At 69.5% G+C, this 12,379-nt stretch carries 13 protein-coding genes; 9 read left to right on the plus strand and 4 right to left on the minus strand.

Annotated elements, in window-relative coordinates; translation table 11 throughout:
- Window positions 1–18 precede the first annotated feature (18 nt).
- Window positions 19–657, minus strand: coding sequence for a Maf family protein (locus tag ACN6M5_RS18080; RefSeq protein WP_434951976.1), 639 nt, complete (start codon window positions 655–657; stop codon window positions 19–21).
- A gap of 24 nt (window positions 658–681) precedes the next feature.
- Here ACN6M5_RS18080 and ACN6M5_RS18085 point away from each other — a divergent pair, with 24 nt between their 5' ends.
- From ACN6M5_RS18085 to ACN6M5_RS18100, 4 genes are read left to right on the plus strand one after another with little or no spacing between them, the layout of a single operon-like run.
- A complete protein-coding gene (locus ACN6M5_RS18085; RefSeq protein WP_434951979.1) occupies window positions 682–1,941 on the plus strand; it encodes a class I SAM-dependent RNA methyltransferase in 1,260 nt (419 codons plus the stop codon).
- 38 nt (window positions 1,942–1,979) lie between these two features.
- Window positions 1,980–2,639 carry a response regulator transcription factor gene (locus tag ACN6M5_RS18090; RefSeq protein ID WP_085369157.1) on the plus strand — a complete coding sequence of 220 codons (660 nt, stop codon included), beginning with the start codon at window positions 1,980–1,982 and terminating at the stop codon, window positions 2,637–2,639.
- Window positions 2,626–3,876 carry a sensor histidine kinase gene (locus tag ACN6M5_RS18095; RefSeq protein ID WP_085369156.1) on the plus strand — a complete coding sequence of 417 codons (1,251 nt, stop codon included), beginning with the start codon at window positions 2,626–2,628 and terminating at the stop codon, window positions 3,874–3,876. The genes ACN6M5_RS18090 and ACN6M5_RS18095 overlap by 14 nt, the downstream gene beginning before the upstream one ends.
- The gene (locus tag ACN6M5_RS18100; RefSeq protein WP_434951981.1) at window positions 3,873–4,901 is read left to right on the plus strand and encodes a DUF8320 family protein; all 1,029 of its coding nucleotides are present in this window, start codon (window positions 3,873–3,875) and stop codon (window positions 4,899–4,901) included. The genes ACN6M5_RS18095 and ACN6M5_RS18100 overlap by 4 nt, the downstream gene beginning before the upstream one ends.
- Before the next feature lie 473 nt (window positions 4,902–5,374).
- Here ACN6M5_RS18100 and ACN6M5_RS18105 read toward each other — a convergent pair whose 3' ends face one another.
- Window positions 5,375–5,596: an acyl-CoA carboxylase epsilon subunit gene (locus tag ACN6M5_RS18105; protein WP_143465756.1), complete on the minus strand. Its 222-nt coding sequence runs from the start codon at window positions 5,594–5,596 to the stop codon at window positions 5,375–5,377.
- Window positions 5,593–7,206 carry an acyl-CoA carboxylase subunit beta gene (locus ACN6M5_RS18110; RefSeq protein WP_085369154.1) on the minus strand — a complete coding sequence of 538 codons (1,614 nt, stop codon included), beginning with the start codon at window positions 7,204–7,206 and terminating at the stop codon, window positions 5,593–5,595. Before ACN6M5_RS18110 ends, ACN6M5_RS18105 begins: the two co-directional genes overlap by 4 nt.
- A gap of 76 nt (window positions 7,207–7,282) precedes the next feature.
- Here ACN6M5_RS18110 and ACN6M5_RS18115 point away from each other — a divergent pair, with 76 nt between their 5' ends.
- Complete coding sequence (locus ACN6M5_RS18115) at window positions 7,283–8,044, plus strand: biotin--[acetyl-CoA-carboxylase] ligase (RefSeq protein ID WP_434951984.1); 762 nt, start codon at window positions 7,283–7,285, stop codon at window positions 8,042–8,044.
- Between the two features lie 6 nt (window positions 8,045–8,050).
- Window positions 8,051–8,605, plus strand: a complete 555-nt coding sequence (locus tag ACN6M5_RS18120) for a PH domain-containing protein (RefSeq protein WP_434951986.1) — start codon at window positions 8,051–8,053, stop codon at window positions 8,603–8,605.
- Here ACN6M5_RS18120 and ACN6M5_RS18125 read toward each other — a convergent pair.
- Complete coding sequence (locus tag ACN6M5_RS18125) at window positions 8,567–9,109, minus strand: GtrA family protein (RefSeq protein WP_434951989.1); 543 nt, start codon at window positions 9,107–9,109, stop codon at window positions 8,567–8,569. The genes ACN6M5_RS18120 and ACN6M5_RS18125 overlap by 39 nt on opposite strands.
- A 117-nt stretch (window positions 9,110–9,226) precedes the next feature.
- Here ACN6M5_RS18125 and ACN6M5_RS18130 point away from each other — a divergent pair, with 117 nt between their 5' ends.
- The 3 genes from ACN6M5_RS18130 to ACN6M5_RS18140 all read left to right on the plus strand — a co-directional run bounded on the left by ACN6M5_RS18130 (window position 9,227) and on the right by ACN6M5_RS18140 (window position 12,304).
- Window positions 9,227–10,366 carry a 5-(carboxyamino)imidazole ribonucleotide synthase gene (locus ACN6M5_RS18130; RefSeq protein WP_434951991.1) on the plus strand — a complete coding sequence of 380 codons (1,140 nt, stop codon included), beginning with the start codon at window positions 9,227–9,229 and terminating at the stop codon, window positions 10,364–10,366.
- 67 nt (window positions 10,367–10,433) lie between these two features.
- Window positions 10,434–10,949, plus strand: a complete 516-nt coding sequence (gene purE, locus ACN6M5_RS18135; RefSeq protein WP_085369147.1) for a 5-(carboxyamino)imidazole ribonucleotide mutase — start codon at window positions 10,434–10,436, stop codon at window positions 10,947–10,949.
- Window positions 10,946–12,304 (plus strand): LCP family protein, encoded by a 1,359-nt coding sequence (locus tag ACN6M5_RS18140; protein WP_434951994.1) that lies wholly within the window; start codon window positions 10,946–10,948, stop codon window positions 12,302–12,304. Before purE ends, ACN6M5_RS18140 begins: the two co-directional genes overlap by 4 nt.
- Window positions 12,305–12,379: the final 75 nt, after the last annotated feature.

The raw sequence follows: 12,379 nt of genomic DNA on the forward strand, positions 1-12,379 counted from the left end.
GGTCGGACGTGAGGTTGACTACAGTTGCCGGTTCCACAGGTCGGGCCAGTTCACGCCGAGCTCGACGAACAGTTCCCGCAGGGTGGAGAGGGAGAGCCCCACCACCGTACTCGGGTCGCCGTCGACCCTGGTGATGAACGGGCCGCCGAGGCTGTCGATCGTGAACGCACCGGCGACCTCCAGCGGCTCGCCCGAAGCGATGTACGCGTCGATCTCGGCGTCGGTGACGTCGGCGAAGGTCACGGAGGCGACCGCCGTGCGGCCGACGGCCTGGTTCTCGATGCCGTTCCTGTGGTCGATCAGCCAGTGGCCGGAGTGCAGCCTGCCCGTGCGGCCGCGCTGCGCCAGCCAGCGGGTGCGTGCCGTTTCCGGCAGGTGCGGCTTGCCGTGGATCGCCCCGTCGAGCTCGAACGCGGAGTCCCCGCCGAGGATGAAGCCGTCGATGGGCTCGCCGTTCAGGTCGCCCCGCACCGCCTCCGCCTTGAGGCGGGCGAGGAGGTGCACCATCGCATCCGGGGTCAGCGGGCCGTGCTCGGCCTCGGCGGCGAGGACGGCGGCGGGCTCGTCCACGTGCGACGGGACGACGATCGGCTCGATCCCCGCTGCGCGGAGCAGTGCGAGCCTGGCTGGTGAGGTTGATGCCAAGTAGAGGCGCATGGGTTCCTGTGGGATGCTCGACGGATGCCCCAGTTCGATGAGGTCGACCTCGACATTACCAACGTCGCCCACGGCGGCGTCTTCGTCGCCCGCCACGAAGGCCGCGTCGTCTTCGTGCCGGACACCCTTCCCGGTGAGCGCATCCGGGCCAGGATCACCGATCAGAAGCACGACAGCTTCTGGCGTGCGGAGACGCTCGAGGTGATCGAGGCCGCCCCCGAACGGCAGGAGCACGTCTGGGAGGCGGCCTCCATCCACCGCGAGCCGGGCAACAGGGCAGGAGGCGCCGAGTTCGGCCACATCAGGCTCGATCACCAGCGCGAGCTCAAGCGCCAGGTGATCGCGGACGCGATGCAGCGCATGGCGAAGCTCGACACCGACGTGGTGGTGGAGCCCGTCGCTGGCGAGACGGCGGACGGCACGGGATGGCGCACCCGCGTCCGCCTGCAGGTCGACCGTTCCGGCGCCGTCGGCCCGTACGCCGCGCGCTCGCACACCCTCGTCCCGGTGACCGGCCTTCCCCTTGCCACCGCGCTCGTCGACGAGACGGCTCCGTTCGGCCAGACCTTCCCCGGTGCGGAGTCCGTGGATGTGGTCGCCACGGGGACGGGCGCAGCCCACCTCCTCGTCAACGAGGCTCCCGTGAAGCGCGGCAGGAAGCTCGTGCGTCCCCGCCAGCGCCCCGTGCCCATCCGGGAGGTCGTCGGCGACCGCGAGTTCCAGCTGGATGCGCGCGGCTTCTGGCAGGTGCACCGCGCGGCGGCCGCCACCCTCACCGAGGCCGTGCAGTCGGCCGTCGACGAGGCGCTGTTCGACCCGCGTGCCGCCAACCTCGACCTCTACGGCGGCGTCGGGCTGCTCGCGGCGGCCATCGGCGACCGTTTCGGGTCGACGCTGCGGATCACCTCGGTCGAGAGCGACGAGGCCGCGACGGACAACGCCGCGGAGAACCTGGCCGACTGGCTCGGCGCATCCGTCGTCACCGACAGGGTGGAGCGCTTCGTGCAGCGACTCGCCGGGGAGGCGTCCGCCGTCGAGCGGGCACGCCTGCGCGCGGCGACGGTCGTCCTCGACCCTCCACGCTCGGGTGCCGGCCGCCAGGTGGTCGACGCGATCGCATCGCTCGCCCCCGCGCAGATCGTCTACGTCGCCTGCGATCCCGTGGCCCTCGCCCGCGACGTGGCCCTGTTCGCCGAGCGGGGATACCCGCTGCGCACGCTGCGCGCGTTCGACCTGTTCCCGAACACGCACCACGTCGAGGCCGTCGCCACGCTGGCGCCGTGAGCGCGTCAGTGCATCATCGCCCCACTACGATGGTCAGCATGGTGCGGGTGGCAATCGTCGATGATCACGAGTCCGTGCGTCTGGGCCTCAAAGCGGCCTGTCAGGACGCGGGCTACGAGGTGCTCGTCACCGCGCCCACCGTCGACGAGTTCGTGACGCTGCTCGGCGCGCAGGAGTGCGACGTCGTCGTGCTCGACCTCTCGCTCGGCGACGGGTCGAAGGTCACCGACAACGTGAAGCGCGCCCAGGCGACAGGGGCGGCCGTGCTGGTCCACAGCATCGCCGACCGGGTCGCCAGCGTGCGCGAGGCGCTCGCCGCCGGTGCTGCCGGCGTCATCCCGAAGTCGTCGCCGACGACCACCGTGATGAACGCGATCAAGACGGTCGCGAGCGGCGACGTGCTCAACAACCTCGAGTGGGCGACCGCGATCGACGCGGACAGTGACTTCGCCAAAGCCCAGCTCGGCCGCCGCGAACGGGATGTGCTGCACCTGTATGCCTCCGGCCTTCCGCTCAAGGCGGTCGCGGCGCAGCTCGGCATCGCCAACTCGACCGCCCGCGAATACCTCGACCGCATCCGGGTGAAGTACGTGGAGGTCGGTCGTCCGGCACCCACCAAGGTCGACCTGCTCCGCCGTGCCGTCGAAGACGGAATCCTGCCCGGGCTCGACCCCGACACGGGCAATGAGCGCAAGTAGCGCGCCACCGCGGACCGCCCCTCCCGAGGCGTCCCAACCGCGCAACCCGATCAGCCGCGAGCGGTTCGAGCGCATCGCCGGACGCAGCGTGTCTGCCTTCGGCCTGGTGTTCGGGCTGCAGACCATCCCGACGGCGCTCGGGCAGCTGCCCGGGCTCCGGTCCCCGTGGGGACTGATCGAGATCGTCGTCGTCTTCGGCGGCCTCGCGGCGATCGTGCTGCTCGCCATCGTGCAGCGGTTCGTGAAGGCGGCGATGGCGACGCTGTCCGTCGTCTACTTCGCGGCGATCGTCACCTGGCCGCTGCTCGCCCTCGACTCGCACTCGTTCGCGGCAGACAAGCCGTGGGTGTGGTTCCTCTGCTCGGTGTTCACCGCGTTCGCCGCCGTGGCGTTCCCGCTCTGGCTGGCGACCGCGTACACGTTCATCACGCCGATCGCATACGGCATCGTGCGCGCGCTGCCTGCCGGCGGAGGGGTCGGCGCCGAGCTGGCCGGTCTCGACGCGCTGTACGCGATCATCCTGGGCGGTGTGATCCTGGTCATCATCGCGATGCTGCGGCAGGCCGCATCCACGGTCGATACCGCGCAGAGCCAGGCGCTCGCCAAGTACGCCAACGCCGTGCGCCAGCACGCTACCGAGGTCGAGCGCGTCCAGGTGGATGCGATCGTGCACGACAGCGTCCTGACCACCCTGCTCTCCGCAGCGAGTGCCCGCACGCCGGAGGCCAAGGAGCTCGCAGCGCGGATGGCGTCCGACGCCATCGGCCACCTTCATGCAGCGGAGGCGTCGAGCCCGGAGGACCAGTCCCTGGTCGGTCTCGACCGGCTGAGCGAGCGCATCTTCACGGCCGCCAACGCCTTCTCGTCGCCGTTCGAACTGGATGTGCGCGACGTGGAGGTGCACGTGCTGCCCGTCAACGTCGCGGAGGCCGTCTACTCCGCCACGGTGCAGGCGATGGTGAACAGCATGCAGCACGCCGGCACCAAGGATGTGCGCCGCACCCTCTCGATCCGCGGCGGCAGCCCGCAAGCGACCGTCCACATCGTGGTGGCGGACACCGGGCGCGGTTTCTCGGCCGCCGACGTCCCCGCCGAGCGGCTGGGGCTGCGGGTGAGCATCCGGGAGCGTCTGTCGAAGGTGGGCGGTCACGCTCGCATCGAATCGGCGCCGGGTGAGGGCACGACGGTGACGATCCTGTGGCCGTCGTCGGAGAGCGATGCGGAGGTGCGCGGATGATCACCCTGCCGCGGTTCCTCTTCCTCGGTCTCGGAGCCCTGTTCTCGGCGTACCACCTGTTCCTCGCGCTGTCGTCGCTGTCGACGCCCGTCAACCCGGGGCCGCCGATCGCCGCGATGATCCTGTACGGGGTGGCGACGGTGATCAGCCTGTGGCCGACCAGCCCCACCAAAATGCCGCTGTGGCTCGCGGCGTTCGACCTCGCGGTGTGCGTCGCCATCCCGATCCTGGTGACCAGCCAGCTCGACCCGGCGAAGGACAACGGCTACGCCACCTGGTACGTGGCGGCCGTCGGCACGCTGATGACGATCGCCGCGGTGCGCAGGCAGCAGTTCGCGGCGTGGGTGGGCGTCGGCTACCTGGCGGTGCAGACCATCGTCTGGGCCGGGATCCCTGCGCTGGCGGGCCTCGGTGTGATCGGCTCGGTGGTGTGGGTCGGCGTCGCGGTCGTGATCTCCGGCTCGCTCGCGAAGGCCGGCAGAGACGCCCTGCAGTTCGCCCGCGCGGAGCGGGAGGCCACCGAGTGGCAGGCCGCCCAGGAGGCGCACGTCATGGAGCGCCAGCTGCGCCTGCGGCAGACCTACCGGGTGGCAGCGCCGATGCTCGCCGAGATCGTGCGCCGTGGGGGAGACCTGACGGAGGCCGAACGGCGGGAGTGCCGCTACCTCGAGGGCGCGATCCGCGACGAGATCCGCGGCCGCAGGCTGCTCAACGACGACGTGCGCCGCCAGGTGATGGATGCGCGCCGCCGCGGAGTCGTCGTCAGCCTCCTCGACGAGGGCGGCATCGACGACCTCGACCAGCACGCTCTCGATGGCGTCCTACGTCGCCTGGCGGACGCCATCCGGGGCACCACGACGGACAAGCTGATCGTGCGCACGGTTCCGCGGTCGTCGAAGACGGCGGTGACGGTGGTGGGGCTGCGCATGTCGGACGACGGCAACGCCAACGCGCTCGGCGCGGACACCGAAGACGACGAAGTCGACCTCTGGCTGGAGATCCCGCGGCCCGTGCACGAGCTTTAACGCCGCGCTCTGGGGTTCGTTCGGGCGGAGGTTTGGCGCGCCACGCCGCGCATGTCTCCGCAACAGCGGAGATTTCGGGGAGATGGCGCGCATTCTCCGCGTGAGCGGACGCGGCGGACCGACGGAGGATGCGGGCGGCGGAGAAGGCGAGCGCGCCCAGACAAGGAGAAAGGGGCCGACACCCGAATTGTCGGCCCCTTTTCAAACCCCGAGTCAGGGCGACAACCCGAATATCGCCCTGACTCGCCCCCAAAACACTCGCCCGCTTACCCTAGTCGGCGAGTGATTGGCGGTGTGACTCACGAGGAGAGACACCTAGCACTATCTATATTGGCGATGCCGATGACCGATAAATAGTCGTCATTTTGGAGGACATGGGGGACAATCGTGTCCCCTGCGCCTCCGGACGCCGCGAATTGGTGCTTGTCCCGCACTCGGGGGACGGCGCCCCCGGGGTACATCACCTGCATTCGTCAGCCGGCGAACGAGCGCCACGCTCCCGGGCCGGGCGTCAGCGGCGTGCGCAGCGCACGCTGGCTGCGTGCCCAGGCGTCCGGTCCCGCCGGCGGGCGCGCATCCCGTGCAGCGGCCTCCGCCTCGGCGATGGCGGCCGTGAGCACGGCGGTCACCGCGGCGACCTCCTCCGGAGTCACGCCGCGCGTGACGAACCGGATGCTGTCTGGTTCGATCGTCACAGCGGGATGTTCCCGTGCTTCTTGGGCGGCATGGATGCGCGCTTGGTGCGCAGCGCTCGCAGCGCCTTGATGACGGACACGCGGGTCGCGGCGGGCTCGATCACGCCGTCCAGCTCGCCGCGCTCGGCGGCGAGGAACGGGCTGGCCACGTTGTACGTGTACTCGTTGGCGAGCTTCGTGCGGACCGCCGCGACATCCTCGCCGGCCTCCTCCGCACGCTTGATCTCGCCGCGGTACAGGATGTTGACGGCGCCCTGGCCGCCCATCACGGCGATCTCCGCCGTCGGCCAGGCCAGGTTGATGTCCGCACCGAGCTGCTTCGAGCCCATGACGATGTACGCGCCGCCGTACGCCTTGCGGGTGATGATCGTGACGAGGGGCACGGTGGCCTCCGCATACGCGTAGAGCAGCTTCGCTCCTCGGCGGATCACGCCCGTCCACTCCTGGTCGGTGCCTGGAAGGTAACCGGGCACATCCACCAGGGTGAGGATCGGGATGCTGAACGCGTCGCAGAAGCGCACGAACCGGGAAGCCTTCTCCCCGGCGTCGATGTTGAGCGTTCCGGCCATCGCGCTCGGCTGGTTGGCGACGATGCCGACGGAGTGGCCTTCGACGCGCGCGAAGCCGATGACGATGTTCGGTGCGAACAGCGGCTGGATCTCGAGGAACTCGCCGTCGTCGACGACGCCCTCGATGATGGACTTCACGTCGTACGGCTGGTTGGGCGAATCCGGGATGATCGTGTTGAGCTTGCGGTCGGCGTCCGTCAGCTCCAGCTCCGGCTCAGCGGCGAACACCGGCAGCTCGCCGAGGTTGTTCTGCGGCAGGTAGCTGAGCAGGGTGCGCGCGTAGTCGAGCGCGTCCTCCTCGTCGCTGGCGAGGTAGTGCGAGACGCCGGAGATCTTGTTGTGCGTCAGTGCGCCGCCGAGCTCCTCGAAACCGACGTCCTCGCCGGTGACCGTCTTGATGACGTCTGGTCCGGTGACGAACATGTGGCTCGACTTGTCGACCATGATGACGAAGTCGGTGAGGGCAGGGGAGTAGACGGCGCCGCCGGCGGCGGGCCCCATCACGATGGAGATCTGCGGGATGACGCCGGACGCCTGGGTGTTGCGGCGGAAGATCTCGCCGTACTTGCCGAGCGCGACGACACCCTCCTGGATGCGCGCTCCGCCGGAGTCGAGGATGCCGATCATCGGAACGCCGGTCTTGAGCGCGTGATCCATGACCTTGATGATCTTCTCGCCGGCCACCTCGCCGAGCGAGCCGCCGAAGATGGTGAAGTCCTGACTGAACACGGCCACGTTGCGACCGTGGATGGTGCCGACGCCGGTGACGACCGCGTCGCCGTACGGGCGCTTGTTCTCCATGCCGAAGGCGTGGGTGCGGTGACGGACGAACTCGTCGAACTCCACGAACGATCCGTGGTCGAGCAGCAGGTCGATGCGCTCGCGGGCGGTGAGCTTGCCCTTGGCGTGCTGCTTCTCGATGGCGGACTGACCGCTCGCCGTCACGGCCTCGTGGAAGCGCTCCTTGAGGTCGGCGAGCTTGCCTGCTGTGGTGTGGAGATCGGCAGTCTGTCCATGTTCTGTGTCGGTCACGCCGTTCACTCTACCTGCCAGCAGAAGGGCGGTGGCGTTGAGGATTCCCTACAAAAACACGTCCGCCCGCTGGCAGACTGGGGCAATGGAGTTCCGTCGCAGTCGCGCAATCGTCCCTGTCCTCGATGTGCTCGAGGAGGCCGGGTCGACGAACGACGTGCTCGTCTCGCGCGCTGCCGGGCTGCCAGACCTCGCTGTCGTGCTCACCGACAACCAGACCGGCGGACGCGGGCGGCTCGGCCGGGTGTGGGTGTCCCCTCCCGGCAAGGCCATCGCCGTCTCCGTGCTGGTCAAGCCGACGGGTCTTCCGGTCGAGTCGTTCGGCTGGTTCCCGCTGATCGCCGGGCTCGCCATGAGCAGGGCGCTCTCGCCGCTGGTGCCGGGCGCGGTCGAGGTGAAGTGGCCGAACGACGTGCTCATCGAGGGCAGCAAGGTCTGCGGCATCCTCACCGAGCTCCTGCCCGACCTGTCCGGTCTCGTCATCGGCTCCGGCGTCAACCTCACGCTCAGCGCGGACGAACTCCCCACCGAGACCTCCACCTCCCTGCTGGTCGCCGGGGCGACCGACATCGACGTGGATGCGGTGCTCGCGGCATACCTCCGGCACCTGATCACCCTCTACCGCGAGTTCGAGACCGCGGGAGGCGACCCGGTCACGAGCGCCGTCAGGGACGAGGTGGCAGAGGCGTGCCACACCATCGGCCGCAGCGTGCGGGTGCTGCTGCCCTCTGGAGACGATCTGCTCGGGACGGCGGTCGGGATCGACGAGGACGGACGGCTCCTGGTCGAGACCGATGCCGGGATCACGGCTGTCGCGGCGGGCGACGTGACCCACCTGCGGTATTAATTGGTCATGAGCAACACGCCCCCCGATTCAGGAGCGCCCGCTGCGCCTCCCGAGCGCATCGTGGCGCGGCTGCGCTCGAACGCCCGGGCGATGTTCTGGCCGAGCATCGTCCTGATCGCCGCCTGCGGAGCGCTCGGCTACTTCGCCGGCCGGTTCGACGAGGTGTGGGAGATCGTGCTGCTCTGGTCGGCCGCCGCCGCCGTCATCCTGCTGCTGTTCCTGCTCCCGCTGGCGTCGTGGCTGAGCAGGAGGTACACGATCACCACCAGGCGGATCATCCTGCGCCACGGCTTCTTCGTGCGGGTGCGCCAGGAGCTGCTGCACAGCCGCGGCTACGACGTCACGGTCAAGCGCAACTGGCTGCAGAGCGCGTTCCGGTCGGGGGATGTGCGCATCAACTCCGGCCTCGAACGCCCGGTCGTGCTGAAGGACGTCCCGAAGGCCGACGCCGTCCAGCGCGCGCTGAACGACCTGATGGACCACGCGCAGACCGTGGTGGCCGTGCGCAGGCAGCAGTCCGAGTCAGTCTCGGACGAGACCATCGTCTGGGGTTCCCGGTAGCGGGGTAGCACCCGTGAGCACCGGCTCCGTGGTGGTGGTCGCCGCGTCGCGGCCGCCGCGGTGCGGGGCGAACACCCACCAGCGGTAGAACGCGAACCGGAACACCGTGCCGAGCGCGAGTCCGACGACGTTGTTCGCGATGTTGTCGGCGAGGCGGCCATCGAAGCCGAGGACGACGCGGGACACGTAGACGCAGAGCACAGGGATGACGAGCCCGCAGATGCTCACGATCAGGAACTCGACACCCTCGCGGGCGACGTTCGACCTGCGCTCCTTGGCGAACGCCCAGTAGCGGTTGCCGACGTAGTTGGTGGCGATGGCGACGGCATTGGCGATGACCGTCGCGATCAGCGCACCCCCGTGCGACGCGGACATCGGCGTGAGCAGCAGCAGGTTGAACACGGCGAGGTTCACCACCACGCCGACAGCCCCGACCGCGCCGAACTTCGCCAGCTGCGGCAGCAGCCGCGAGCGGCGGGTTGCCGGGGGAGTGTCGATCGTCATGCGTCCAACCTGATCTGCGCGAAGATAGATGAGTGCGTGGCGAGCATACGCGCGAACGGTATCCCCAGTCTGGGAGTTGCCCCCACCCACCCTGAAGAGTATCGAGGAGACGATCAGATGGCGAAGAACACGGTCGGCGTTATCGGCGGAGGGCAGCTGGCCCGCATGATGGTCCCTCCCGCCATCGAACTCGGGATCGACATCCGCGTGCTCGAAGAGGCGGAGGGGATGAGCGCCGAGATCGCCGCGACCGGCGTCGGAGACTACCGCGACCTCGACACCGTCCTGGCGTTCGCCGAGACCGTGGATGTGATCACCTTCGACCACGAGCACGTCCCCCCGGCGATCCTCCGCGAGCTGGTCTCGCGCGGCATCGAGGTGCACCCGGGTCCGGATGCGCTGCTCTACGCCCAGGACAAGCTGCAGATGCGCGCCAAGCTCACCGAGCTCGGCCTTCCCGTCCCGGACTGGGCGGCCGTCGAGTCCGCCGACGAGCTGGGCGCGTTCCTCGCCGACCACGGCGGCCGCGCCGTCGTGAAGACCGCCCGCGGCGGCTACGACGGCAAGGGCGTCCGCGTCGTCTCGGAGGCGGCAGAGGCCGACGACTGGTTCCTCGCGCTCGCCGAGGACGGCAGGGGAGGGGCGCTCCTCGTCGAGGAGCTGGTCTCGTTCAGCAGGGAGCTCGCCCAGCTGGTGGCCCGCCGCCCGTCCGGCGAGATGAAGACCTGGCCGGTGGTCGAGACCGTTCAGCGCGACGGCGTCTGCGCAGAGGTCATCGCGCCGGCCCCCGGCTCGAGCGGCCGTGCCGCCGACCTCGCCGCGGAGATCGCGCGCACCATAGCCGACGGTCTCGGCGTCACGGGTGTGCTCGCCGTCGAGCTGTTCGAGACGACGGACGGCCGCATCCTGGTCAACGAGCTGGCGATGCGCCCGCACAACAGCGGCCACTGGTCGATCGAGGGCGCCGTCACCAGCCAGTTCGAGCAGCACCTGCGCGCCGTGCTCGACCTTCCGCTCGGGTCGACGGAGACGCGCGACGACTGGTCGGTGATGATCAACATCCTCGGCGGCCCAGCTGCCGGATCGCTGCAGGACAGGTACCCCGCTGCGCTCGCCGCACATCCGAGGGCCAAGTTCCACGGCTACGGCAAAGACCCGCGGCCCGGCCGCAAGGTCGGTCACGTCACGGTCGGCGGGGACGACCTGGACGACGTGGCGTACCAGGCGAGAGCGGCCGCGGCCTTCTTCACCGACTGACGCAGCCTTCACGGACTGACGCAGCGCGGGGCGTGCCGTCCGGGCACCGGGCCGGAGCGCATCTAGCATGGTGGTCATGCCCGCAGCCTCCACCAACCCGCTCGTCTCCGTGGTGATGGGGTCGGACTCCGATTGGTCGGTGATGCAGGACGCATCACGGCTCCTCACCGAGTTCGGCGTCGACCACGAGGTCGAGGTCGTCTCCGCCCACCGCACTCCGGAGAAGATGATCGACTTCGGAAAGCGCGCAGCCTCGCGCGGTGTGAAGGTGATCATCGCCGGAGCGGGAGGGGCGGCCCACCTGCCCGGGATGCTCGCGGCCGTCACGACGCTGCCCGTCGTCGGCGTCCCCGTGCCGCTCGCCAGGCTCGACGGCCTGGACTCCCTGCTGTCGATCGTGCAGATGCCGGCGGGGGTCCCCGTCGCCACCGTGTCCATCGGCGGCGCACGGAACGCCGGACTGCTCGCGGTCAAGATCCTCGCCACCTCCGATAACGCGCTCGCGTCTGCGCTCGAGACGTTCGCGGCCGACCTCGAGGCCAGCGTCGAAGAGAAGAACCGGGCCCTCCAAGCAAAGCTATGAGCATCGCGACTCCACTGCGGCACCCGGATGTGTCGTCCGCTCCGATCATGACGAAGCGGGCCTGGTGGCTCGTGGGCCTGAACGTGCTCCTGCCCGGATCCGCGCAGGTGGTCGCGGGCAACAGGACGCTCGGACGCGTCGGCATCGTCGCCACGCTGCTGCTCTGGCTGCTGGCGATCGTCACCCTGGTCGTCTATCTGATCTCGCCGTCGAGCGTGTACACGCTGTTCACCCAGACGGCCGGGCTGCTCGTGCTGCAGGTCATGCTCGTGGCGTACGCCGTGCTGTGGATCGTGCTCACCCTCGACACGCTCCGGCTCGTGCGGCTGGTCAAGGCCCGCCCGAACGCGCGCGGCTGGATCGCGGCGTTCGCGGTGATCGTGCTGGTGGGGCTCACCGGCACGGCCGGGTACGCATCCATTGTCGCCGGATCGGCGAGGGGCGCCCTCGGCGACATCTTCTCCGCAGGCCCGTCGCAGCCGCCCGTGAACGGCCGATACAACATCATGCTGCTCGGCGGCGACGCCGGCCCGGACCGCGACGGCCTCCGCCCGGACAGCATGTCGGTCGTCAGCATCGACGCGAGCACCGGCCAGGCGGTCACGATCGGCCTGCCGCGCGACCTCGACCCCGTTCCCTTCCCGGCGAAGTCGCCGCTGCACACGCTGTACCCGGACGGCTACGGCTACGAGGACCGCTGCGACGTCGACGTCTGCCAGCTCAACTCGATCTACACCGAGGTGGAGCTGTACAAGCCCGACCTCTACCCGAACGCGAAGAAGAACAACAGCGAGCCGGGCATCGAGGCGATGCGGGATGCGCTGGAGGGCGCGACGGGGCTCACCATCCAGTACTACGTGCTGATCGACATGCAGGGCTTCTCCGACCTGATCGACGCGCTCGGCGGCGTCGACATCACCGTCACCGACCGCGTCCCGATCGGCGGCGACGAGAATCTCAACGGTGTCGCGGAGTGGATCGAGCCTGGGGTGCATCACATGGACGGCTACCACGCCCAGTGGTACGCCAGGGCGCGCCACGGGTCGAGCGACTACGACCGCATGGCCAGGCAGCGTCAGCTCCAGGATGCGATCCTCAAGCAGGTCAACCCGGTCAACGTGGTGAGCAAGTTCCAGGACATCGCGCACGCGGGCGCCCAGGTGATGAAGACCGACATCCCGCAGTCGATGCTCGGATACTTCGTCGACCTGGGGATGAAGACCAAAGCGCTGCCGGTGAAACAGCTCGAACTCGTGCCGCCCACCATCGACCCCGAGAACCCCGACTACGGGCAGATCCACGCGCTCGTGCAGCAGGCGGTCGCCCCTACCACGCCGAAGCCCTCCGGCAAATAGGTCGGCGCGCAGCTCACAGCCGACCCCTGAACAGGTCACAGGAACCCGTGAGGCGCACGGGGTACCGTGGTCGGC

The sequence above is a fragment of the Leifsonia araucanica genome (assembly GCF_051161895.1).
Taxonomy (GTDB): domain Bacteria; phylum Actinomycetota; class Actinomycetes; order Actinomycetales; family Microbacteriaceae; genus Leifsonia.

What these genes read in the sequence shown, in the direction of transcription:
- ACN6M5_RS18125 (WP_434951989.1), bottom strand. Translation starts at nt 9,109, where the DNA reads ATGACGATCGACACTCCCCCGGCAACCCGCCGCTCGCGGCTGCTGCCG.
- ACN6M5_RS18100 (WP_434951981.1), top strand. Translation starts at nt 3,873, where the DNA reads ATGATCACCCTGCCGCGGTTCCTCTTCCTCGGTCTCGGAGCCCTGTTC.
- ACN6M5_RS18085 (WP_434951979.1), top strand. Translation starts at nt 682, where the DNA reads ATGCCCCAGTTCGATGAGGTCGACCTCGACATTACCAACGTCGCCCAC.
- ACN6M5_RS18120 (WP_434951986.1), top strand. Translation starts at nt 8,051, where the DNA reads ATGAGCAACACGCCCCCCGATTCAGGAGCGCCCGCTGCGCCTCCCGAG.
- ACN6M5_RS18090 (WP_085369157.1), top strand. Translation starts at nt 1,980, where the DNA reads ATGGTGCGGGTGGCAATCGTCGATGATCACGAGTCCGTGCGTCTGGGC.
- ACN6M5_RS18080 (WP_434951976.1), bottom strand. Translation starts at nt 657, where the DNA reads ATGCGCCTCTACTTGGCATCAACCTCACCAGCCAGGCTCGCACTGCTC.
- ACN6M5_RS18115 (WP_434951984.1), top strand. Translation starts at nt 7,283, where the DNA reads ATGGAGTTCCGTCGCAGTCGCGCAATCGTCCCTGTCCTCGATGTGCTC.
- ACN6M5_RS18095 (WP_085369156.1), top strand. Translation starts at nt 2,626, where the DNA reads ATGAGCGCAAGTAGCGCGCCACCGCGGACCGCCCCTCCCGAGGCGTCC.
- ACN6M5_RS18140 (WP_434951994.1), top strand. Translation starts at nt 10,946, where the DNA reads ATGAGCATCGCGACTCCACTGCGGCACCCGGATGTGTCGTCCGCTCCG.
- ACN6M5_RS18130 (WP_434951991.1), top strand. Translation starts at nt 9,227, where the DNA reads ATGGCGAAGAACACGGTCGGCGTTATCGGCGGAGGGCAGCTGGCCCGC.
- purE (WP_085369147.1), top strand. Translation starts at nt 10,434, where the DNA reads ATGGTGGTCATGCCCGCAGCCTCCACCAACCCGCTCGTCTCCGTGGTG.